This is a genomic window from Dactylosporangium thailandense, assembly GCF_059739745.1.
On the sequence record NZ_AP029195.1, the window covers coordinates 93,969 to 114,727 of the forward strand.

Consider the following 20,759-nt stretch of genomic DNA (forward strand, 5'->3'; position numbering starts at 1 on the left):
GGATTCGGTGACGCGCTCGTCGTGCGGCGATGCCGTGAACTCATTCCTGCGCATCCGATCCTGCCAGCAGTCCGAACACACCTGGAGGAGTTCCGATGCGTACCCGCCGGCCCGCAACGCTGATCGCGCTGATGCTGGGCTGCCTGGCGCTGGTCGCCACGACGGTAGGCGCGTGCGGCTCCGCCACGCCGGGCCAGACGCAGCTCGTGGTCGAGATCTTCGGCGACCTGGGCTACCACGACCTGTACACCAAGTACGAACAGAGCCATCCCGGGGTCAAGATCGTCGAGCACATCGTCTCGTACGACGACCACCACAAGAACCTGCAGGCGCACCTGCTGGGCGGATCGGGAACCGGCGACATCGAGGCCATCGACGGCGGCTACATCTCGCAGTTCAAGGTCATGTCCGACAAGTTCGTCGACTTCAGGGACTACGGCGCCGACCCGGGCCAGTGGCTGCCGTGGAAGTCGCAGCAGGCGACCGGCCCCGACGGCAGCCTGATGGGGCTGGGAGCGGACGTCGGCGGCCTGGCGATGTGCTACCGCCGGGACCTGTTCGCGCAGGCCGGCCTGCCGACCGACCGCGACCAGGTGGCCAAGCTGTGGCCGGACTGGCAGTCGTACATCGCGACCGGCAAGCGGTTCAAGGCCAACACGCCCGGCGGCGTGGCCTGGTTCGACTCCGGTTCCAACATCTTCAACGCCATCATCGGCCAGGCACCGGTCGGCTACACCGCCCCCGGCAACAAGGTGGTGGTGGCGGACAATCCGGCCGTCAAGAACGCATTCGACCTCGCGGTCGAGGCCGTGCAGGCCGGCGAGTCGGCGAAGCTGGCGACGTTCAGCCAGCAGTGGAACGCCGGGTTCCAGCGGGGGTCGTTCGCCACCGTGGTCTGCCCGGCGTGGATGACCGACACCATCAAGCAGAACGCGCCGCAGACCAGCGGCATGTGGGACATCGCCACGATCCCCGGCGGCAGCGGCAACTGGGGCGGCTCGTTCCTGACCGTGCCGAAGCAGAGCAAGCACCGCAAGGAGGCCGCCGAGCTCGCCAGGTTCCTGACCGCACCCGAGCAGGCGAGCTGGATCTTCCGCACCCAGGGCCACCTGCCGAGCCAGGCCGCGCTCTACAACGACCCGGCCGTCCTGGGCAACACCAACGCGTTCTTCAACAACGCGCCCACCGGCCGGATCTTCACCGGGGCGGCGAGGACCCTCCGGCCGCAGTACCAGGGCCCCAAGGACGGCGACATCGGACCGCTGATCGGCCTCGGGATCACCCGGGTCGACAAGGGCAAGCAGCAACCCGGCCAGGCGTGGGACCAGGTCCTCAAAGACGTCGCGAACGCCACCGAGCCGTAAACACCGAGCAGCAGAAAGGAAGGACGAGCCTGATGGCAGTCATCGCACCTCCGCCGGTGCGGACCGAGCGGCGGGAGACCGCGCCGGTCAAGGCCGGGCGGTTGTCCGACCTGCGCCGCAAGTTCGACGTGAGCGGCACGCCGTACCTCTACATCGCACCGTTCTTCGTGGTGTTCGCGGCGTTCGGGTTGTTCCCGCTGCTCTACACCGGCTGGATGGCCATCACCCAGTGGAACCGCGACATCCCCGGCAGCGAGCACACCTTCGTCGGGCTGGGCAACTTCGTGCGGCTCATCCACGACGACTACTTCTGGAACGCGCTGCTCAACACCGTCGCGATCGGCGTGCTGAGCACCGTGCCGCAGTTGCTGCTGGCCATGTGGATCGCCCACCTGCTGCATCGCCGGATGCGCGCCCGCACCCTGCTGCGGATGGGCGTCCTGCTGCCGAACATCACCTCGGTGGCCGCGGTCGGGCTGATCTTCGCCCAGCTGTTCGGGCGGGACCTCGGCCTGATCAACTGGGTGCTCAGCCTGGTCGGGCTGGGCAAGGTCGACTGGCAGTCCGGCACCTGGCAGTCGTGGCTGGCGCTGGCCGTCATCCTGACCTGGCGCTGGACCGGCTACAACTCCCTGATCTACCTCGCCGCGCTGCAGGCCGTGTCGGACGACCTCTACGAGGCGGCCGACCTCGACGGCGCCGGGCAGTTCCGCAAGTTCCGGACCATCACCGTCCCGGCGCTGCGCCCGACCATCATCTTCAGCGTGATCATGTCGACCATCGGCACGATCCAGCTGTTCACCGAGCCACTGATGTTCAACCCGGGGATGAGCCCGACCGGCGGTGACTCCCGCGAGTTCCAGACCCTCGCCATGTACGTGTACGAGCAGTTCTGGACCCACGGCAAGTACTCCTACGCCGCCACGGTCTCCTGGGCCATGTTCATGATCATCGTGCTGGCGGTGGGTGTGAACTACCTGCTGTCCCGACGCATCCGGAGCTCCGCATGACGACCCTGATCCCGGTCTCCCGGGCCATGACCGGCCCTCGCCGCGTCCGCGGGCGGTCCGCGGCGCCCAGCCAGCGCCGCGCCGGAGCGAGGACCTACCTGCTGGTGGGGCTCATCGGCGCGGTGTCGGCGTTCCCGCTGTACTGGTCGCTGGTCGCCGCGTCCAACGACAACTCCGCGGCGGGCAGCTGGCCGCCCCGGCTGCTGCCCGGCAGTCACCTGTGGGAGAACCTGCAGCGGGCGTACACCCAGGCGAACTTCGGCCTCGCCCTGGCCAACTCGATGATCGTCTCGATCGTGGTCACGGTCTGCGTCGTGCTCACCAGCACGCTGGCCGGTTTCGCCTTCGCGAAGCTCAGGTTCCGCGGCCGCAACGCCCTGCTCGGGTTCCTGCTCGTGACGATGATGGTGCCGGCCCAGCTGGGCATCATTCCGCTGTACATCATGATGTCGCAGTGGCTCGGCTGGACCGGGCACCTGCAGGCGGTCATCGTCCCAGCGGCCACCTCCGCCTTCGGCGTCTTCCTGATGCGCCAGTACCTCTCCGAGGCGCTGCCCGACGCGCTGCTGGAGGCCGGCCGGATGGACGGATGCTCCACGCACCGGCTGTACTGGCACGTCGTGCTGCCGGCGGCGCGGCCCGTCGCCGCGGTGCTCGCGCTGTTCACCTTCATGAACACCTGGAACGACTTCTTCTGGCCGCTGCTGGCCCTGGGCCAGGGCAACCCGACCACCCAGGTCGCGCTGTCCACGCTGGCCGGCGGCTACTACATGGACTACTCGCTCGTGCTCGCCGGAACCCTGATCAGCACGGCGCCCGTGCTGCTGGTGTTCCTCTTCCTCGGCAAGCAGATCATCGGCGGCATCATGCAGGGGGCGGTGAAGGCGTGAGCTGGACGGTCTGGCTCATCCCGCACTTCCACTACGACCCGGTGTGGTGGAACACCCAGTCCGCGTACACCCAGACCTGGGACCAGCCGCAGGCCCCCGACGCGGGCGAGGCGCGCTTCGCCTGGCCCGGGCACAGCGCGTTCAGCCTCGTCAAGGCGCACCTGGCGAAGATCCGCGAGGATCCGCAGTACAGCGTGGTCCTCGCCGAGGTCGACTACCTCAAGCCGTACTGGGACACGTATCCCGAGGACCGCGAGCTCATCCGGCGACTGATCGCGGACGGCCGCCTGGAGCTGGTCGGGGGCACCTACAACGAGCCCAACACCAACCTCACCGGCATCGAGACGACGATCCGCAACGCCGTGCACGGCGCCGGGTTCCAGCGCCACGTCGTCGGCGGCGTCCCGGCCACCGCGTGGCAGCTGGACGTGTTCGGCCACGATCCGCAGTTCGCGCAGGTGATGGCCGGCGCCGGGCTGACCTCGATCGCCTTCGCCCGCGGCCCCTACCACCAGTGGGGGCCGATGCTGAGCAGCTGGAACATCCGCGAGCACCGCAAGCCCTTCGCGCCGACCCAGTTCCCCACCGAGTTCGAGTGGGTGTCGCCCGGCGGGGACGGCCTGCTCACCCACTACATGGCCGGCCACTACTCGGCCGGCTTCAGCCTCGACGCCGCCCAGGACCCGCAGACCGCGGCGGCGGAGCTGCACGAGCTGTTCACCCAGCTGCGCCCGGCCGCCGCGACCCGCAACGTCATGATCCCGATGGGCAGCGACTTCAGCCCTCCCATGCGCTGGGTCACCGAGCTGCGCGCGGCCTGGGAGGAGCGGTACCCGCAGGTGCGGCTGCGCTACGGCCTGCCGCGCGACTTCTTCACCGCCGTGCGGGACGAGCTGGCCGCGCGGGGCGTGCACGCCACGCCGCAGACCCGCGACATGAACCCGATCTACACCGGCAAGGACGTCACCGCGATCGACACCAAGCAGGCCCATCGCCTGGTGGAGACGCTGCTGCTGGACGCCGAGAAGTGGGCCACGTTCGCCGCGCTGCACGGCGCGGCCTACCCCGCCGCGGCCGTTGACAAGGCGTGGCGGCTGCTGCTGTTCGGCGCGCACCACGACGCGGTCACCGGCACCCAGTCCGACCAGGTCTATCTCGACCTGGTCGCCGGCTGGCGCGAGGCGCACGACCTGGCCGCCGACGTGGACCGCTCGGCCCGCCGGCACCTGGCCGGCCACGTCGACACCCGCGGGGAGGGCACCGCGGTCGTCGTGTTCAACCCGCTGTCGCATCCCCGGACGGACACCGTCGGCCTGGAGGCCGACCTCGACCCCGCCGTGGGCCTCACGCTCACCGACGACGGCGGGGTCCCGGTCCCGTACCTCACCGAGGCCCTCGCGCCGGCCGCCGACGGCCGGCCGGGCCGGGTGCTGCTGCGGTGGGTCGCCCGCGACGTGCCGTCGATGGGCTACCGCACCTACCGCCTGCTGCCCGGCACCGCGGAGCCGCCGGAGTCCGCGTGGCAACCCGTCGAGGCGACGAGCATCGCCAACGACCGCTACCGGGTTCGTGCGGACCCCGCGCGGGGCGGCGCCCTGACCGAGATCACCGACCTCGCCGCCGGCCGGGACCTCCTCCCGCCGGGCCGGGTGGGCAACGAGCTGGTCTGCGTGGCCGAGCACCGCGATCATCCCGAGTTCGGTGAGGGCCCGTGGCACCTGCTTCCCCACGCCGTCGCCTGGCGCAGCGCGGACACCGAGGCGGCCGTCACCGCCGAGCGCTGCCCGATCGGCGAGCGCATCACGGCCACCGCGGAGGTCGACGGATGCCGCTACACGCAGCAGACGACCCTGTGGTACGGCCTCGACCGGATCGACTTCGCCACCGGCATCGACGGGTTCGCCGCCACCGACCGGCTGCTGCGGGTGCGCATACCCTGCGACGTCCCCGGCGGCATGCCCGTCAGCGAGACCGCGGCCGCCGTCATCGGCCGCGGCTACGCCCTGCTCGACGCCGACGCCGCGGAGCACCCCCGGACCCTGGACAACACGGCGCACCAGTGGTTCGGCCTCGCCGCGGCACTGACCGTCCACCTGCACGATCCACAGGAGCGCGCCGAGCGCTCGCGAGCGGTCTCCATCGCCGAGATCGTCGTTCCCGACGGCGACGAGGGCCTGCCCTCGACCCGCGGGCTCGCCGTCGGGCTGGCCCGGGCGGGTGTCACCGCCACCGTGACGAGCGCGACGGGCAACCGCTACGGCGCGCTGGACACCGACTCCAACCTTCCCGACTGCCGTGTCGCGGTCGGCACCCCGCAGCGCAACGGGTTCGTCGCCGAGCTCCTCGACCGGGCGCCAGCGCCGTTCGCCGCCGAACTGGCCGCCCGGCTCGCGGCCACCGGCACGGCCCGCCTCTGGATCCCGGCCGAGCGGCCGCTCGGTGAGGTCTGGCGGCCGGGCGCCGACGTGCGCTCGATCCGGGACCTGCCCGTCCTGCTGATCGCCGGCGACGACGCGGACGCCGAGCGGCGGGCCCTGACCGAGCTCCTCGACGACCTCGGCGACGCGAGCGTGCACGTCACGCAGCCGTCCGCGCTGCACCACGGCGAGTCGACCGTCGAGGACTACGCCGTCGCGCTGCTCAACCGCGGCACCCCCGGTTTCGCGGTCGAGCCCGACGGCACGCTGAACATGTCGCTGGCCCGCGCCTGCACCGGCTGGCCCACCGGAACCGCGATCAACTTCCCGGACCGCAACGCGCCGGGCGGGCGCAGCTTCCAGCACCACACCAGCCGGCGCTTCGAGTACCACCTGGTGAGCGGCCCCGGCGGATGGCGTACCGCCGGCTTCGTCGCCGCCGGGCAGTCCGTCAACCATCCGCTCGCCGCGACCGCCGCCCCGGCCGGCGACGGGGCGCTGCCGGCCACCGGATCGCTGTTGAGCGTCGAGCCCGCCGAGGACTTCGTCGTCACCGCGGTCAAGCCGCTGGGGGAGCCGCTCGCCACCGGCTCCGCGGCGCCTGCCGACGCGTGTGACGGCCTGATCGTCCGCGGCTACGAGCCCCACGGCCGCTCCGGCCGCGTCGCGATCCGCCTCGCCGGCGGTATCGCCTCGGCCACGGACGCCGACCTGCTCGACCGCCCCGGCGCGCCCCTGGAGCACGACGGCGGGGAGGTGCGGCTCGGCGTCGAGGGGTACCGGATCGCGTCGCTGGCCCTGTCACCGGCTCGCGCCGAGCGGGGCGGGACGGCGCTCGCGGCGAGCGCCGAGCCCGTGCAGCCCGTGTTCACCCGGTACTGGCTGCACAACTGCGGCCCCGCGCCCATGGGCAACCTGCCGGTCGCGCTCACCCTCCGGCCGGACGACCGGCCGCGCGACGACGGCGCCGCGGCGGGCGTGCGGCTGTGCGCCCAGGTCGTCTGCGACGACACCGACGCCGGCTACGACGGAGACCTGCTCGTCACGGCGCCGCAGGGCTGGGTCGCCACCCCGCGGTCGAGGCGCGTGACCGTCGCCGCGGGCGGCCACCTCGGCGTGCCCGTCACCGTCACGGCTCCCGACGACGCCGAGCCCGGCTGGTACGCAATCGCGGCGAGCATCGCCCACAAGGACCAGGAGTTGCAGGACGCCCTGGTCGTGCCCGTGGGCCGGCCCGTGCCCGGGCCGCTGCTGCACGCGCGGGCCGAGGCCCCGCAGCTGACGCTGGACCCCGGGGTGCGTGGCCACGTCCGCGTGCGGGTGAGCCACGAGCTGCGCACCCCGCTGCGGGGGCATGCCCAGCTCATCACCCCGCACTACATCTGGCCGCTGACGAGCGAGCCGACCCGGGGCTTCACTATCGAACCCGGGTCCACGCGCAGCATCGAGTTCCCCGTCGCCGTCCCGGTCGGCACGCCACCCGGGCAGTTCTGGGCCCAGCCCAAGATCTGCGCCCTCGGCCGGATCGCCTACTGCGAACCCGTCCGCATCGTCATCCGACCCGCCGGTGCCTCCGGATAGATCGGACTTATCGGGGATACGCTGGTGGTCAGGCTGATGGAGGGAGCGACCCGTGGTCAGCCGGGAAGGCGCATCCACTGACGAGCAGCAGCGCGCATGGCTGCTCGAAGAGCGGGCCGCCGTGCGGCGCAACGCCGCGCTCGTGATGCGTGGGGCGCCCCTGCCGGAGCTGCTGGCCGCGGTGGCGGAGGAGGTCGGGCGGCTGGTGCACGCCGACATCGCGCACGTGGTGCGGTACGACGGCGATCATGCCGTCGTGGAGGCGGTGTGGAGCGACCACGGCGGATTGGGGATGCCGCTCGGCGTCCGGGTCCCGGTGGCCGGGCACAACATCGCGACGTTGGTGAAGCGGACACGTCAGCCCGCGAGGTTCGACACCTACGCCCATGCTTCAGGGCCGATCGCCGAGCGCCTTCGCGAGATGGGGGTCTCCGGGTCGGTCGGATTGCCGGTGCTCGTGAACGACCGGTTGTGGGGCACGATCGTCGTGTCGGTGACGCGCCCGGAGCCGCTGCCCAGCGACACCGAGAACCGCGTCGTAGACCTCACCGAACTGACGGGCGCGGCGATCTGGGCCCTGCAGGTGCGGCAGGAAATGAGCCGGTTGGTCGAGGAACAGGCCGCGCTGCGGCGCGTCGCGACCCTCGTGGCCAGGGGAGCACCACCGGCGGAGATCCTCACCGCCGTTGCCCGCGAGGTGGGACAGGTGCTCGAGGTCGACGCCACGGCCATCTACCGCATCGAGCCGGGCGGCGATGTGACCATCGTGACCGGCTGGAACAAGGTGGGTGGGCGGGTGCCGACGGGCGGGCTGGGGACCGTTGACGACGAGGGTGTCGCCGGGAGGATATCCCGCAGCGGGCGGCCGGCCCGGGTCGACGACTTCACGAACGTGCCGGGCCTGGAGGCGGCGCTGGCCCGGCGGATGGGGTACACCGCCGGGGCCGGCGGGCCGATCTTCGTCAACCGGCGGCTGTGGGGAGTGATCGCCGCGGCCGTCCGGACCCTGCCGATGCCCGTGGACGCCGAGCTGCGGATGAGCGAGTTCACCGAACTCATCGCCACCGCCATCTCCAACGCGCAGGCACGCACGGACCTGGCCGCTTCGCGGGCCCGGATCGTGGCCACCAGCGACGAGACGAGGCGGCGGATCGAGCGCGACCTGCACGACGGGACCCAGCAACGGCTGGTGTCGCTGGGACTGGACCTGCGCACCCTGCAGCGTTCCCTGCCACCGCAGCAACGTGACCAGCAGGCGGAGCTGGGGCACATCGTGGACAGTCTCAACGACGCGCTCGACGAACTGCGCGAGATCTCCCGCGGCATCCATCCGGCGATCCTGTCGCAGGGGGGGCCTCTCCCACGCCCTCAAGGCACTCGCCCGCCGTGCCGGGATTCCCGTGGGGCTCGAGGTGGCCATCCAGATCCCCCTGCCGGCGCCGGTCGAGGTGGCGGCTTACTACGTCGTCAGCGAGGCGCTCACCAACGCCGTCAAGCACGCCAGGGCGTCGATGGCACACGTGAACGCCGGCATCGTGGACGAGCTGCTGCACATCAATGTCCACGACGACGGCGTGGGCGGCGCCGACCGCACCCGAGGCTCCGGGCTCGTCGGCCTCACCGACCGGGTCGAGGCGCTCGGCGGAACCCTGAGCGTGCACAGCCCCGCCGGCCAGGGGACGCTGATCCACGCCGAGCTTCCCATCAGCGGGAGCTGATCACCGTCCCCGCCGCTCTTCGGCTCACCGCCAGGTCAGCCGCCGGCCCGTGCGGCCGCCCACCCGTGCACGGCGGCGAGTTGGCGAGGACGTCCTCGACGGCGCCGCCATCACGTTCATCGTCGAGCGGGCCGCGCTGGGCGACCTCGCCACCATGGGCGTCACGACCGCGCTGGACATGTTCACCGGCACCCGCGCCCGCGCGCCCTGCCGAGGTACACCCATGAACCTCCCGGGGCGCGGGACGCTCACACGCGCTTCTCGCAGGCGAGCACGAAGTTGTCCACCAGCGAGGTGAACATCGACGACGCATCGACGTGATGGGTCGATCGAACCCAGTCGGTGAACACCGCTCGCAGGCCGAACTTCTCGACCTCGCCGGGCCATCGCTCGGCCGGCCAATGGTCGTCGGCGGGCTGGTCGAACTGGTACCCCAGAGGACCGACGTGCACGAAGGTTCCCCCCGGAGCGAGTATGCGAGACACCTCGGTCAGTAACCGACTGGGCGGCACGACGTCCGAGAAGTACAGCGACGCCACAGTCGAGAAATAGCCGTCGGGATATGGGCAGTGCAAGGCGTCCGCTATCGCCCAGTCCACCGAATCCAGCTCGACGCCAAGGCTCGACGCGGTGTGCTGTTGGCGTAGGTCGGCCTCAGATCGCCGGTTCCGCCGGTCGAGAACGGTGAAGCGCAGCGGTCCGTCGCGCAGAAAGTCCCTGAGGAGGCCCATGGGAACTGACAGCTCCATGGCGTGTGTCGATGCGAAATGCGGCGATAGCACGCTCGCGAACCGCCCGGTGCCCGCACCCAGGAGCAGGATCCTCGAACGCTCACCGCCGGCGTTGTCCAGTGCCTTGAGAGCCGCCTGGGTGACGTCCTGGATCTCCTCCTCACACTCCGGTGTGCCGCTCCAGTCTCGGCGCAGGTAATGCAGGGACTGCACCGGCGAGTACGAGTTTCGAGACCTTACCGGCGGCCGGGCGGCCGCGGTGGCCAGGACAGACCGCACGGTCAGCAACGGGCTGATCGCATCCGTCATCTTGTCGCAGATGTCGTCCAGCAATGTCGTGTCCGGTTGGACCGTTTTCCCGTGAGCCCGGTTGCTCTGGCGGTATTCGACGATGCGCAGAGCCTCCTCCCCGAGATGGCGATACGGGGCAGGACACAGCACGGGCATGCCGCGGATGACGGGATACCGTACGTTGCAACCCGTGCAGTAGAACCCGTCGTGCGTAGCGAAGCCGGCCCGGCAAACGGGACAGACATACGGAAGAGAGCTGGTCAACGGTCTCACCCCCAGTGTCGACTGTTCAGAACACGGGCAGGACACTACAGTCGAGTATCTCGACCACACCGAGACCGTCGTCATCGCGACGCTGTACCGTTTGTGTGTCGCTGGGGGCAAGCCACGCAACACGCCGTACATTGCCCAATTGCTGGCCATGGGCCAGCGAATGGTCCAGGAGACGGTAGGGGCCGAGTTGCTTGCTAGAACAGAACCTCGCGTCGTGTTCGGCACGCGATAGACGTCCTGGGCGCCGAAGACGCTGTCCCCCCACGGTCACGCGTTGCTCCCTCCTTCGCGGCGCAGATCTTGTTCGCCGCTTGTCGCCCCTGGGATGACGCTCGGCGGCGGTGGCGTTCTCATTCGTCGTCATGTCGGCTCCAGCTCTGCCCGGTTATCCCAGCTCGAAGGGCGCTCTCGTGGACGTCTACGTCGTCACCGACCGAGCTGATCCACGGATCGTGGCTAAAACCGCTGAATTACGGTCGCCAGCACGGTGACGGCCTCGTCGACGGCGGCGTCGGGGAGGTTGCCGTAGCCGAGGACGAGGCTGTGCGCCGGTTGCTGCCGGTCCACTTGGAAGGTGCGCAGGCTGGTCAGCCGGAGCCCGCGGGTGGCAGCGGCCGCGACGACGTCGGCCGCCTCCACCTCGTCGCCGAGGTGGGCCACCAGGTGCAAACCGGCGGCCGAACCGCTGACCCGGCAGGCGGGCAGTCGGGTGCGCAGGGCGTGTAGCAGGGCGGCTCGGCGGCTGCGGTAGCGCTGCCGGACCGAGCGCAGGTGCCGGTCGTAGCCGCCGTTCTCGATCAGCTGGGCGAATGCGAGCTGATCGAGGACCGGTGGCGCCGACCGGGCCGTGCCGCTCGCCAGCAGCACGCGGCGCCAGCGGGACGGCAGCACCATCCAGCCGATGCCCAGGGCCGGCGACAGGGTCTTGCTGACCGAGCAGAGCAGCACGACCCTCGACGGGCTCATCCCCTGGATCGCGCTGAGCGGCCGGTGGTCGTACCGGAACTCGGAGTCGTAGTCGTCCTCCAGCACCAGCCCGTCGACGCGCTGCGCCCAGTCAGCCAGTGCGGCGCGGCGTTCCGCGCTGAGGGAGACACCGGTCGGGAACTGGTGGGACGGCGTGGTGAGGACCGCGCGGATCGCCGGGTCGCCGTCCAGTTCGGCCACCCGTAGCCCATACCGGTCCACCGGAACCGGCACGACGGTCAGCCCGGCCTCCCGCGCCACCATGTGCAGCTGGATCCAACCGGGATCCTCGACGGCCACGCGGGTGATGCCCTCCTGCCGGATGGCGCGGAACACCCGGGCGGCGCTGTCCGTGACTCCCGTGGTGACGACGATGTCGTCGGCGGCCGCCATCGCACCCCGGCTGCGGCGCAGGTGCTCGGCCAGCACCCGGCGGAGCCGGCGGTGGCCGCCCGGCGGCGGAAACCCGAGATCGGCGGTGGTCATCTGGCGCGCCTGGTCGCGCAGCGCGTCGCCCCACCGGGCCCGCGGAAAGGCGCGCAGGTCAGGAAGGCCCGGCGTCAGGTCGAACCGCATCGGCACCTGCGGCGCCGGGTCCGCCTCTGGCAGGACGGACGGGGTGTCGGGCGTCCAGCGCACTCGGGTCGCGGACCCGACCCGAGCATCCAGATAACCCTCGGCGACCAGTTGGGTGTACGCCTGCGTGACGACCCAGCGGGACCAGCCCAGGTCGGCGGCCAGCGTGCGGCTGGGCGGCAGGGCGGCGCCCGTCGCCAACTGACCGGCGCGGATCGACGCCCGCAGGGCCCGGATGAGCCGCTCGTGCTTCGCACCTGGGCCGGCAACATCGAGCAGCGCGCTCCAGGCGAGATTGGTCTGGGAATCGGCCACGCCTTTGGATCGTACTACCGAGCCAAATGCCTTTAGCGTTGTCCGCATCACCTACGGCAGGAGGAACGGGCATGATGAGGCCGCATCCACTCGTGAACCGCGTCGCCGGAACGGTGTGGCAATCGGGCGATGCGGCGTACGACGTGGCACGATCGGTCTGGAACGGAATGGTGAATCGTCGACCGGCCGCGGTCGTGGCCTGTACCGGACCGGCGGATGTGGCGGCGACGCTGCGGTTCGGCGCCGAGACCGGGCTGGAGATCGGGGTGCGCTGCGGCGGGCACAGCATCGCCGGGCACGCGGTTCCCGACGGCGGTCTGATGCTGGACCTCTCACCGATGCACGCGGTTCGCGTCGATGCGGACCGGCGCCGGGCGTGGGTGCAGGGCGGTGCGCTGCTCGGCGCCTTCGACGAGGCCGCGCAGCGCCATGGCCTGGCGACGACCGCCGGAAACGTGTCGCACACCGGAGTCGGTGGACTGACCCTCGGTGGCGGCATGGGCTGGCTGGCCCGTCAGGTCGGCCTCACCTGCGACAACGTCGCGTCGTACCAGGTGGTCATCCCCAGTGGCGAGGTGCTGAGAGCCAGTGCTCGGGAAAACCGCGACCTGTTCTGGGGGCTGCGCGGTGGGGGCGGCAACTTCGGAGTAGTCACCGAGTTCGAGTTCGTCCTGCACCGGTTGGACACCCGTGCGTTGAGCGTTGAGATGTTTTTTCCGTTGCGCGAGGCCGAACCGGTGTTGCGTCGCTGGCGGGACCTGCTGCCCGAGGCGCCGCGTGAGGCGACGTTGACCGCCTGGGTCGGTACCGCCGGCGATTGGGCGCATCTACCGTCGTCGCTGCGCGGGCAACCGGTGGCCAACATCGGGTACGTGTGGGTCGGGGACCCGGACGCCGGGCGACGCTTTCTGCCGGCATTGCGTGGTGGGGCCTCGCCGGTCTCCGAGGTCGTAGGGGAGCTGACGTATCTGGAGCTGCAGCGGCGGGAGGACGACACGCAGGGGCACCGCTATCGCCGCTATTGGAAGGGCCACTACTTCCGCGACTTCGGCGACGAAGTGCTGCGGCGGTTCTTGGCGCTGGAGCGGGGCCCGTGCGCGCCGGCCGCAAGCCTCCAGGCCTACGGCGGTGCCATCGCAGAGGTGCCGGATCACGAGTCGGCCTTCGGCCAGCGCGATGCACTTGTGGAACTCGTGGTGGCGGCGCGGTGGAGCGACCCGGCCGAGGACGCCGATCGGATCACGGAAGCGCGCCGGTACGCGGCCACGATGGAGCCTTTTGCGAGCGGCGCGTACGTCAACGTGCTCAACGACGAAGGGCAGGACGGGATCCGCCGCGCCTACCGCGGGCCGAAGCTGGCCCGGCTGACCGAGCTGAAGGACCGCTACGACCCCGGCAACCTCCTGCATCTCAACCAGAACATCGTGCCCAACGGCCGGCGCTGAGCCTTGCCGTATGCCATTTGCGGGTAGGGCTGCGCCGACGAGCTCGCGCGTTCTATCTGACGACCTTGAAAGGGAAGTGAGCGGATGTCTTCGACTGTGCTGTACATGTCAATGTCCCTCGACGGATTCGTCACGGGACCTAATGAAGGCCCGGGCAACGGTCTCGGCGACGGCGGGGAAGTACTGCACGAGTGGTTCTTCAAAGCCGGTGGTCGTCCGAGGGAAACCGTCGGGGGCCCGGGAAGCGTCAACGGCCAGATCGTCGACGAGGCCATGTCGACCCGCGCCGTGATCACCGGACGTGGGACCTTCGAGGCCGCCAACGGCTGGGGCGGCGACCACCACGATGGCGTACCGATCTACGTCCTCAGCCGCAACCCGGCGCCCGCGTGGGCGGCGCAATGGCCCGCAGTGCACTACGTGAGCGACGTGGCGGCCGCGGTCCGAGACGCCAAGCATGCGGCCGGCGACCGGAATGTGCTCGTGCACGGGGCGAGCGTCATGGTGCGACGCGCGCTCACCGCAGGGGTCCTCGACGAACTTGAGATCCACCTGATCCCGGTCCTGCTCGGCGACGGGCGCCGGTTGTTCGAGCACCTCGGCATCGAACCGAGCCGGCTGGAACGGATCAGGGTGCTCGAGGGCGAGGGTGGCGTCACCCACGTTCGCTACCGCGCGCTGCGCTGACGGCAGGGGATTCGCGATGACACCCGACGGTCGTACGGCCAGATCGGTGGCATGTTCGTGCGGTATGGCAAGTCCAGCAACGGCGGGCCGCCGAAGCGGCGGACTGTGCTGACGGTGCCGGAGATGGACTGGGTGGTTCCGGTGCTCGAGCAATGGCTCACCGAGCTGCGGCCCAGGTTCGGGCCGGGCGCCCACCCGGCGTTGTTTGTCACCGAGCGGGCGTCGATCTGTTACGCGAGCAGGTCTACCGCCTCGTCACCCAGCCGCCGCAGCGGCTGTCGATGGACACCCTGGCCGCGCTGTGCGACATCCTCGAGTGCACTCCGAATGACTTGATCGAGGTCGAGGCCACCAACACCTCCGTGGCCAAACGCGCGGCCGCGGCTGGCGTGCCGCCGCCGGTGCAACGCACGCAGATCCGGAGGCCGAGAGGCGCATGAGTACTGGCGGGGACGAGCCGGTCTGCCCGGGCTGCGGGCGGGCGGAACTCCCGCTGACTCGGCTCGATCCGGCTCGGCAGCGGGTCTGCCGCCGCTGCTACCGGCCGCCGCAGCGGCTGTGCGGGCGGTGCGGCCGGGTCGGTGCGATCGCGCGGCGGGCCCGGGACGGGCAGCCGGACCTGTGCAACGGCTGCTACCAGGGCCCGATCGACATGTGCGGCAGCTGCGGTCGGCGGCGCGCCTGTCCGAGCCACCGCGGCGGCAAGCCGATCGGCCAGGTGTGGCCGGCCGCAACCCGGCCAGCGGTGTTACCTGGCTCGGCAAATCGGCCACCGCCGCGGCGTTGCGCGCGCTGGTGGCCGCTCCGAAGCAGCCCACCCACGAGGCGATCGACTAGCTCGACGGCAACACGCGGCACCTGTGCGACCTGCTCGTCGCGCTCGAGCTCCTGCCACCGCGCGACGAGGAGATCGAGAGGCTCACGGCCTGGACGACGACGGTGCTGCGCGATCGGCCAGCTGGGCATGTCGCGATCGTCCGGCCATTCGTGCAGTGGGTGATCCTGCGCCGGGCCCGCCAGCGATCCCGCGGGCAGCCCCTCACCCGCGGAGCCGTCGACGGCTGGAAGTCCCGGGTCATGCAGCCACTACGGTTCCTCGCCTGGCTTGACACCATCCCGGCCACCCTCGCCACCGCCGACCAAGGCCACGTCGAACGCTGGCTGCGCGATGGGCCGACCACGAGGTACGCGCTGCGGCCCTTCATCATCTGGGCCCGTGGCCGCGGCCTCGCTCGCGACCTGGACGTCCCGCCACTGCCGGTCGGTGACCCGAACTGGTCACCCCTGTGTCATTGAGCGCGATGCGGCGTACCCACTGCACTGATGTCGAAGACAGTGCCGGTGATGGTGAGGGCGTCGTGGCTCGAAGCCAGCAGCACGTAGGTACCGACGTAGTCCGCTGGTTCGATCATCCGCTCGAGGGCCGAGTACTTCTCCAGGTACTCCTGGATCGGGATGTCTTTGATCTGGCGCTGGTCGAGGCCCAGCGACTTCGGCCCACTCAGGTTGGTGGCCATCCCTCCGGGAGCCACTCCGTTCACCCGAACCTCGGGCGCCAACTCGTAGGCCAGCTGCCGCACGATGCCGAGTCCGGCGTGCTTCGTCGCGGTGTAAAGGACGCCGCCGCCCTGCGGGTAGAAGGACGCGTTGGAGAGCGTGAGGATGATCGCGCCGCGCGACCTCTTGAGCGCTGCCGCTGCCGCCCTCGCGCCCAGCAGGTAGCCGAGCACGTTCACGGCGAACAGGTCACGGAATCCCGCTTCGAGCTCGCTCGGCGAGAGGTCCACCAGATTGCGGCTGAAGTCCCACATGCCGACGTTGCCGATGAGTACGTCGAGGCGTCCGAACTTGTCCACAGCCGCAGCGACGGCCCGCTCGTTGTCTGCGTAGGAGGTGACGTCGCCGGTCACCGTGACGAGCTTGTTGCTGCCGATCGACTCCAGCGAGGCGACGTTGTCGGCGTCTCGTTCGAGGACCGCGAGACGCGCGCCCTCATCGAGGAAGCGGTCCACGATGGCCCGCCCGATACCGGAGCCGCCGCCGGTGACGAGGACGACACGCTCCTCGAGTCCGCGCACGTCGAGCTGTCCTTTCCCTTGGGTTCGGTCAGTGGTGGTTGGTGACGAATTCGGCCACGAGCCGGTTGAACTCCGCGGCGTGCTCGAGCTGCGCCCAATGACCGCATCGGTTCAGCAGGACCATCCGCGAGTCTTGGATCATCGACATCGCGCGGAGACTGACCTCCCAGTGGACGGTTCGGTCATCGCGACCATGGATGATGAGCGCCGGCACGCTAGAGGTCGACAGCGCCCCCGCCGCGGACATGAAGGCTTCCTGACCCAAGCCGATCTTGGCGCGATCGAGCCAGTCGTCGAGGTGCTCGGGGTGGGCCAGTGCCGCCTGGGACCGTTGCTCGGCGAGCTCGTCGGTGGCGAAGGTGGGGTCGAAACACATCACGTGGACCAGCCTTTTGAAGTTCGCCGGCGACGGGTCCTGGTAGGCCTCGACGAGGACCTTGAACCCTTCGCTCATCCCGGCTGGCGACAAAACATTCACGCCCCACACTCCGGATCCCATCGTGATCAGGTGGGACACCCGTTCCGGCCACCTCGCGGTCATGATGATGCCGACCCCACCGCCCATGGAGTTACCCACGATGGCCGCCTGCTCGATGTCGAGTGCATCCATCAACTGCTTGACCGCTTCGCCCTGGTCGAAGCCGGACGCCGCGCTCTGCCGGCTCGACTCACCCCAGCCCGGCATCGTCACGGCGATGACCCGGAAGTGTCGCGACAGCGGCTCGATGTTCGGTGCGAAGTTCGACCAGCCCGTGGCACCTGGGCCGGTGCCGTGGATCAGCAGGACCGGGTGACCTTCGCCGGCCTCGTTGATCTGGATCTCGTAGTCCGGAGTGTGAACGATCCGGTTCGTGCTGTTGTAGGTCAGGGCTGGTGTTGAGTCGGTCTGGGTCGTCATGGGCGTGCGGACTCCTCGTGTCGGGTCGGAGGGCTCAGTCGGGGAGGTCAACGAAGACGTCGTCGCCTTCGACCTTGACGGCGTAGGTGGCGACCGGGCAGGTGGCCGGAAGGCTGAGCACCTCTCCGGTCTTGATGCAGAACTTGGCGAAGTGCCACGCACACTCGACTACGTCCCCATCCACGTACCCCTCGGCCAGCGACGACTCATCGTGAGTGCAGGTGTCGTCGATCGCGAAGTACTCGTCGTCGATGTTGAAGAGGGCGATCGGGCGCTCCCGCTTGAGCTGGAAGCCCTCGCCCTCCTCGATGTCGGACGTGCTGCATGCCTTTGTCCAGGTCACGCGCTCCCCACACCTTCCATGGGTCGGATCGCGGGCGTCAGCCGCGCGTCATGGTCTTGATCAGGTCCCTGAGCTCGATGCCGCCGTCGGCGAGAGCGTCGCGATGTGCTCCCACGGGGAGCTGGATGAGCCGGCGCGCTGCCCCGACATCGCGAGGGCGGTCGAGACCGCACACCGCGACGACGACTCCGTCGCGGAGCCAGAAACCCAGGTAGGACTCCAATGTCGAGTCTCGTCGCATGACGAGTTCGTCGGTCGTGCGCGGGCGCCCGAACATCTGGAACGTGAGTCCGAACTGGTCGGACCAGACGTACGGCGTCTCGGTGAACGCTGTCGGATGCCCTGCCATAGTCGCGCCCACCGCGGCGCCGTGCTTCAGAGCGACGTCCCAGTGCTCGATCCGGCCCGGCCCGGCTATGAGGTGGGGATGCGGCTGGCTCGCGACGTCGCCGGCGGCGTACACCCACGACACGTCGGTGCGTCCGTAGGCGTCGACGACGATGCCCTGGTCGTCGGTTCGTACGCCGATCGCGCGGGCCAGTTCGGTGCGGGGCTCGACACCGACACCGACGACCGCCGTTGCCGCCGGGATCCGCGTGCTGTCGTCGAGCACGACCTCCTCGACAGCGTCCACCCCTTCGAACCGCTCCACCGTCCGCCCCAGAACGAACCGCACTCCGCGGTCCTGGTGGAGCTCCAGCGCCCGCAGACCGATGCGCTCGTCGAGGGCCTGGAGCGGCCGGGCGCCTACCTCGACCACGGTGACCTCGAGCCCGTGCTCGCGGGCGAGTGCCGCGATCTCGAGTCCGATGAAACCCGCTCCGACGACGACGAGCGGACCGCCAACAGAGAAGCGGTCAGCCAGCAGGTTGGCATCCGACGCATCGCGCAGCACAAGGACGTGGGAGAGGTCGGAGCCCGGGACAGTCAGCCGCCGCGCGGCGACCCCGGTGCTCAGCAGGAGGGTGTCGACCCTCAGGGAGTCGTCGGCACCGAGATGGAGGGTGCGGGAAACCGGATCGACTCCGCGTACCTCGATGCCGAGCCGCAGCTCGATGTCGAGCTCCGCGAACCTGCCCGGAGGAGCGATCGGGCGGAGTGTGCGGTCCGCCAGCTTGGACAGCGGGGGGCGCTCGTACGGCGGGTGAGGGTCACGGTCGATGACCGTGATCCGTCCGGCATGGCCGTGCGAGCGCATCGCGATCGCGGCTGAGATGCCCGCGGCGCTGGCGCCCACGATCGCGCTGTGTCGCATCCCGTTCCTCCCTTCAAGAGATTGTAATTGAAAATTATGGCGTCTGAGATACCGTATCTCACATCTCCGCCGTTCCCAAAGGTGGAACGGCACGAGGACAGCAGTGCGAGAGGAGGGTCTGGTGGATCTCCAGCAGGCCAAGAACGCAGGGGCCGGCAGCGGTCACGACACGTCGGCAGGCAAGGCGTTGGCCCTCCTGGATGCGCTGGGCGGCCCTCGCGCCGTCATGGGCGTCTCCGAGCTCGCTCGGGTCGTCAGCCTTCCCAAGTCGACCGCGCACCGCCTCCTTATGGTTCTCATCGAGAGCGGTTACGTACGGCGGGCGGGCGACAAGTACGCACTGTCGACCCGGGCGTTCGAGCTAGGGAACCAGGTCGCGGTCGCGCGTGCGAACGGCTTGCGCGACCGCGCGATGCCGGTGCTGACCGAGCTCTACGCGCAGACCCGCGAGGCGGTCCATCTCGCCGTGCCTGCCGGCTCGAGCGTGTTGTACGTCGAGAAGCTGTTCGGACCGGAGTCCGTTCGGATCAACACCACGGTCGGCATGCGTCGGCCACAGCACGCGACGGCGCTCGGGAAATCGATGCTCGCGTTCTCCGAGCCGCAAACCGGCGGCTCCATGCAGGCCCGCTACTACCGGTTTACCGCGTTTACGATCGCCAGCCCCGACCTGCTGGGGCGGGCGCTCGACCGGGTCCGCCAGGAGGGGTTCGCGACCGACTTCGAGGAGACGTTCCTCGGGGTCTCGTGCATCGCGGTGCCGGTCCTCGATCGGCGGAGCTACAAGCCGGTGGCCGCGCTGTCACTGTCGGCCGCGGCTGTCGGCCGCTCCGTCCTGCGCTACAAGGGCGTGATACTCAAGGCGGCCGAGCAGCTCTCTGGGCACGTTAGCACGTTGGTCGCCTGATGCGTCCCTCGATCCGGTTCACCAGACGGAACAGCTTCGTTGTCGGACGCGCCGACCACTCGCACCATCGGTGGACCAGCTCAAGGTGAACCAGAGGGGACGGATCGACGCATGACGAGAGTCGAAGCACTCGGCTACCTGGGGCTCCGGGTGAAGAGCCTCGAGGAGTGGGAGGTCTTCGCGACCGAGATCCTGGGCATGACCGCATCTCGCCAGGAAATCGACGGCGAGGACGCCCTGGTCCTGCGCATGGACGAGCGCGCTCATCGCGTCACGTTGCGGGCCGGCGACGACGAACTCGACTACGTCGGCTGGCAGGTCTCCGGGCCTGATGCCCTGGACGAGGTGGCGGCCGCGCTCGACGAGGCTGGTGTGATCTACAAGGACGATGCGAGGCTCGCCGAGCTCCGTGGCGTACGCCGGCTGCTGAGCTGCACCGATCCTGCTGGGTACGCGCTGGAGTTCCACTACGGCGCGACCATGATGCAGGAGCCGTTCATTTCGCCCACGGGTGCGCGGTTCGTCACCACCGCTCCCGATGGCGCGGACACGGGACTGGGCCACGTCGTCGTGGTCTGCGACAACGCCGTCGAGACGACCGAGTTCTACCGGCGTGTCCTGGGCTTCAAGGTGAGCGACCACATCATCCCGGTCCCGGGGCTGCTCCTCACCTTCCTGCACACCAACCCGCGGCACCACTCCCTCGCCGTGGCTCCGATCTACGGGGACGGGCCGGCGGGGATCAACCACTTCATGGTGGAGGTCGACGACCTCGACGTCGTCGGCCGCGCCCTGGACAAGGTGCATCAGCGCAAGATCCGGCAGCTGGCCACGCTGGGCCGCCACACGAACGACAAGATGCTGTCCTTCTACGTGCAGTCCCCGTCCGGCTTCGGCGTCGAGTACGGCACCGACGGGCTGCTCATCGATGACGAGACCTGGTCGGTCGTGACCTACGACGCCTCGGCGTACTGGGGCCACGTCTTCGATCCTGCGTGACCTGTCTGAGCAACG

At 69.9% G+C, this 20,759-nt stretch carries 18 protein-coding genes and 1 pseudogene; 12 read left to right on the forward strand and 7 right to left on the reverse strand.

What is annotated here, in order from left to right; all coding sequences use genetic code 11:
- Positions 1-95: 95 nt before the first annotated feature.
- The 6 genes and pseudogenes from AC6JBM_RS00325 (at position 96) to AC6JBM_RS00350 (ending at position 8,980) form a co-directional block, all read left to right on the forward strand.
- Entirely contained in the window at positions 96-1,364 is a 1,269-nt protein-coding gene (locus AC6JBM_RS00325; protein WP_497981596.1) for an ABC transporter substrate-binding protein, read from the forward strand.
- A gap of 32 nt (positions 1,365-1,396) precedes the next feature.
- The gene (locus AC6JBM_RS00330; RefSeq protein WP_497981597.1) at positions 1,397-2,374 is read left to right on the forward strand and encodes a carbohydrate ABC transporter permease; all 978 of its coding nucleotides are present in this window, start codon (positions 1,397-1,399) and stop codon (positions 2,372-2,374) included.
- A 26-nt stretch (positions 2,375-2,400) separates the two neighbouring features.
- A complete protein-coding gene (locus tag AC6JBM_RS00335; protein WP_497986759.1) occupies positions 2,401-3,264 on the forward strand; it encodes a carbohydrate ABC transporter permease in 864 nt (287 codons plus the stop codon).
- Positions 3,261-7,262 (forward strand): glycoside hydrolase family 38 N-terminal domain-containing protein, encoded by a 4,002-nt coding sequence (locus tag AC6JBM_RS00340; RefSeq protein WP_497981598.1) that lies wholly within the window; start codon positions 3,261-3,263, stop codon positions 7,260-7,262. The genes AC6JBM_RS00335 and AC6JBM_RS00340 overlap by 4 nt, the downstream gene beginning before the upstream one ends.
- A 145-nt stretch (positions 7,263-7,407) precedes the next feature.
- A pseudogene (locus AC6JBM_RS00345) lies at positions 7,408-8,586 on the forward strand (GAF domain-containing protein); the annotation flags it as partial.
- Positions 8,587-8,710: 124 nt separating this feature from the next.
- Entirely contained in the window at positions 8,711-8,980 is a 270-nt protein-coding gene (locus AC6JBM_RS00350) for a sensor histidine kinase (protein WP_497986760.1), read from the forward strand.
- A 248-nt stretch (positions 8,981-9,228) separates the two neighbouring features.
- On the opposite strand, the gene AC6JBM_RS00355 is transcribed toward AC6JBM_RS00350, so the two are convergent.
- Both AC6JBM_RS00355 and pdxR read right to left on the reverse strand, forming a co-directional pair.
- Positions 9,229-10,158, reverse strand: a complete 930-nt coding sequence (locus tag AC6JBM_RS00355) for a class I SAM-dependent methyltransferase (protein ID WP_497981599.1) — start codon at positions 10,156-10,158, stop codon at positions 9,229-9,231.
- A gap of 573 nt (positions 10,159-10,731) precedes the next feature.
- A complete protein-coding gene (pdxR, locus tag AC6JBM_RS00360) occupies positions 10,732-12,132 on the reverse strand; it encodes a MocR-like pyridoxine biosynthesis transcription factor PdxR (protein ID WP_497981600.1) in 1,401 nt (466 codons plus the stop codon).
- A 92-nt stretch (positions 12,133-12,224) separates the two neighbouring features.
- Here pdxR and AC6JBM_RS00365 point away from each other — a divergent pair, with 92 nt between their 5' ends.
- From AC6JBM_RS00365 to AC6JBM_RS00375, 3 genes are all read left to right on the forward strand, one after another.
- On the forward strand, positions 12,225-13,577 hold the full coding sequence (locus AC6JBM_RS00365; RefSeq protein WP_497981601.1) for an FAD-binding oxidoreductase: 1,353 nt from the start codon (positions 12,225-12,227) through the stop codon (positions 13,575-13,577).
- 105 nt (positions 13,578-13,682) lie between these two features.
- On the forward strand, positions 13,683-14,264 hold the full coding sequence (locus AC6JBM_RS00370) for a dihydrofolate reductase family protein (protein ID WP_497981602.1): 582 nt from the start codon (positions 13,683-13,685) through the stop codon (positions 14,262-14,264).
- A 152-nt stretch (positions 14,265-14,416) separates the two neighbouring features.
- Positions 14,417-14,704 (forward strand): helix-turn-helix domain-containing protein, encoded by a 288-nt coding sequence (locus AC6JBM_RS00375; RefSeq protein ID WP_497981603.1) that lies wholly within the window; start codon positions 14,417-14,419, stop codon positions 14,702-14,704.
- Positions 14,705-14,897: 193 nt separating this feature from the next.
- Here AC6JBM_RS00375 and AC6JBM_RS00380 read toward each other — a convergent pair whose 3' ends face one another.
- Entirely contained in the window at positions 14,898-15,230 is a 333-nt protein-coding gene (locus AC6JBM_RS00380; RefSeq protein ID WP_497981604.1) for a hypothetical protein, read from the reverse strand.
- A gap of 21 nt (positions 15,231-15,251) precedes the next feature.
- Here AC6JBM_RS00380 and AC6JBM_RS00385 point away from each other — a divergent pair, with 21 nt between their 5' ends.
- Positions 15,252-15,560, forward strand: coding sequence for a hypothetical protein (locus AC6JBM_RS00385; RefSeq protein WP_497981605.1), 309 nt, complete (start codon positions 15,252-15,254; stop codon positions 15,558-15,560).
- Here AC6JBM_RS00385 and hcaB read toward each other — a convergent pair.
- Genes hcaB through AC6JBM_RS00405 form a run of 4 tightly spaced genes read right to left on the reverse strand, consistent with a single transcriptional unit; the run spans position 15,554 to position 18,838 of the window.
- Positions 15,554-16,342 carry a 3-(cis-5,6-dihydroxycyclohexa-1,3-dien-1-yl)propanoate dehydrogenase gene (gene hcaB / locus AC6JBM_RS00390; protein ID WP_497981606.1) on the reverse strand — a complete coding sequence of 263 codons (789 nt, stop codon included), beginning with the start codon at positions 16,340-16,342 and terminating at the stop codon, positions 15,554-15,556. The two genes, AC6JBM_RS00385 and hcaB, sit on opposite strands and share 7 nt — an antisense overlap.
- A gap of 28 nt (positions 16,343-16,370) precedes the next feature.
- Positions 16,371-17,240 (reverse strand): alpha/beta fold hydrolase, encoded by an 870-nt coding sequence (locus AC6JBM_RS00395; protein ID WP_497981607.1) that lies wholly within the window; start codon positions 17,238-17,240, stop codon positions 16,371-16,373.
- A gap of 34 nt (positions 17,241-17,274) precedes the next feature.
- The gene (locus AC6JBM_RS00400) at positions 17,275-17,583 is read right to left on the reverse strand and encodes a bifunctional 3-phenylpropionate/cinnamic acid dioxygenase ferredoxin subunit (protein WP_497981608.1); all 309 of its coding nucleotides are present in this window, start codon (positions 17,581-17,583) and stop codon (positions 17,275-17,277) included.
- Between the two features lie 37 nt (positions 17,584-17,620).
- On the reverse strand, positions 17,621-18,838 hold the full coding sequence (locus AC6JBM_RS00405) for an NAD(P)/FAD-dependent oxidoreductase (protein WP_497981609.1): 1,218 nt from the start codon (positions 18,836-18,838) through the stop codon (positions 17,621-17,623).
- Positions 18,839-18,959: 121 nt separating this feature from the next.
- Between AC6JBM_RS00405 and AC6JBM_RS00410 the strand changes: the two genes are divergently transcribed.
- Together AC6JBM_RS00410 and AC6JBM_RS00415 are read left to right on the forward strand one after the other, a co-directional pair.
- Positions 18,960-19,745, forward strand: a complete 786-nt coding sequence (locus tag AC6JBM_RS00410; RefSeq protein ID WP_497981610.1) for an IclR family transcriptional regulator — start codon at positions 18,960-18,962, stop codon at positions 19,743-19,745.
- Positions 19,746-19,856: 111 nt separating this feature from the next.
- Entirely contained in the window at positions 19,857-20,744 is an 888-nt protein-coding gene (locus AC6JBM_RS00415) for a VOC family protein (RefSeq protein WP_497981611.1), read from the forward strand.
- Positions 20,745-20,759 lie beyond the last annotated feature (15 nt).

Coding starts and splice junctions, on each gene's coding strand:
- AC6JBM_RS00335 (WP_497986759.1), top strand. CDS start 2,401: ATGACCGGCCCTCGCCGCGTCCGCGGGCGGTCCGCGGCGCCCAGCCAG.
- AC6JBM_RS00325 (WP_497981596.1), top strand. CDS start 96: ATGCGTACCCGCCGGCCCGCAACGCTGATCGCGCTGATGCTGGGCTGC.
- AC6JBM_RS00375 (WP_497981603.1), top strand. CDS start 14,417: ATGGCTCACCGAGCTGCGGCCCAGGTTCGGGCCGGGCGCCCACCCGGC.
- AC6JBM_RS00355 (WP_497981599.1), bottom strand. CDS start 10,158: ATGCCCGTGCTGTGTCCTGCCCCGTATCGCCATCTCGGGGAGGAGGCT.
- AC6JBM_RS00370 (WP_497981602.1), top strand. CDS start 13,683: ATGTCAATGTCCCTCGACGGATTCGTCACGGGACCTAATGAAGGCCCG.
- AC6JBM_RS00415 (WP_497981611.1), top strand. CDS start 19,857: ATGACGAGAGTCGAAGCACTCGGCTACCTGGGGCTCCGGGTGAAGAGC.
- AC6JBM_RS00380 (WP_497981604.1), bottom strand. CDS start 15,230: ATGCCCAGCTGGCCGATCGCGCAGCACCGTCGTCGTCCAGGCCGTGAG.
- AC6JBM_RS00395 (WP_497981607.1), bottom strand. CDS start 17,240: ATGACGACCCAGACCGACTCAACACCAGCCCTGACCTACAACAGCACG.
- AC6JBM_RS00330 (WP_497981597.1), top strand. CDS start 1,397: ATGGCAGTCATCGCACCTCCGCCGGTGCGGACCGAGCGGCGGGAGACC.
- AC6JBM_RS00405 (WP_497981609.1), bottom strand. CDS start 18,838: ATGCGACACAGCGCGATCGTGGGCGCCAGCGCCGCGGGCATCTCAGCC.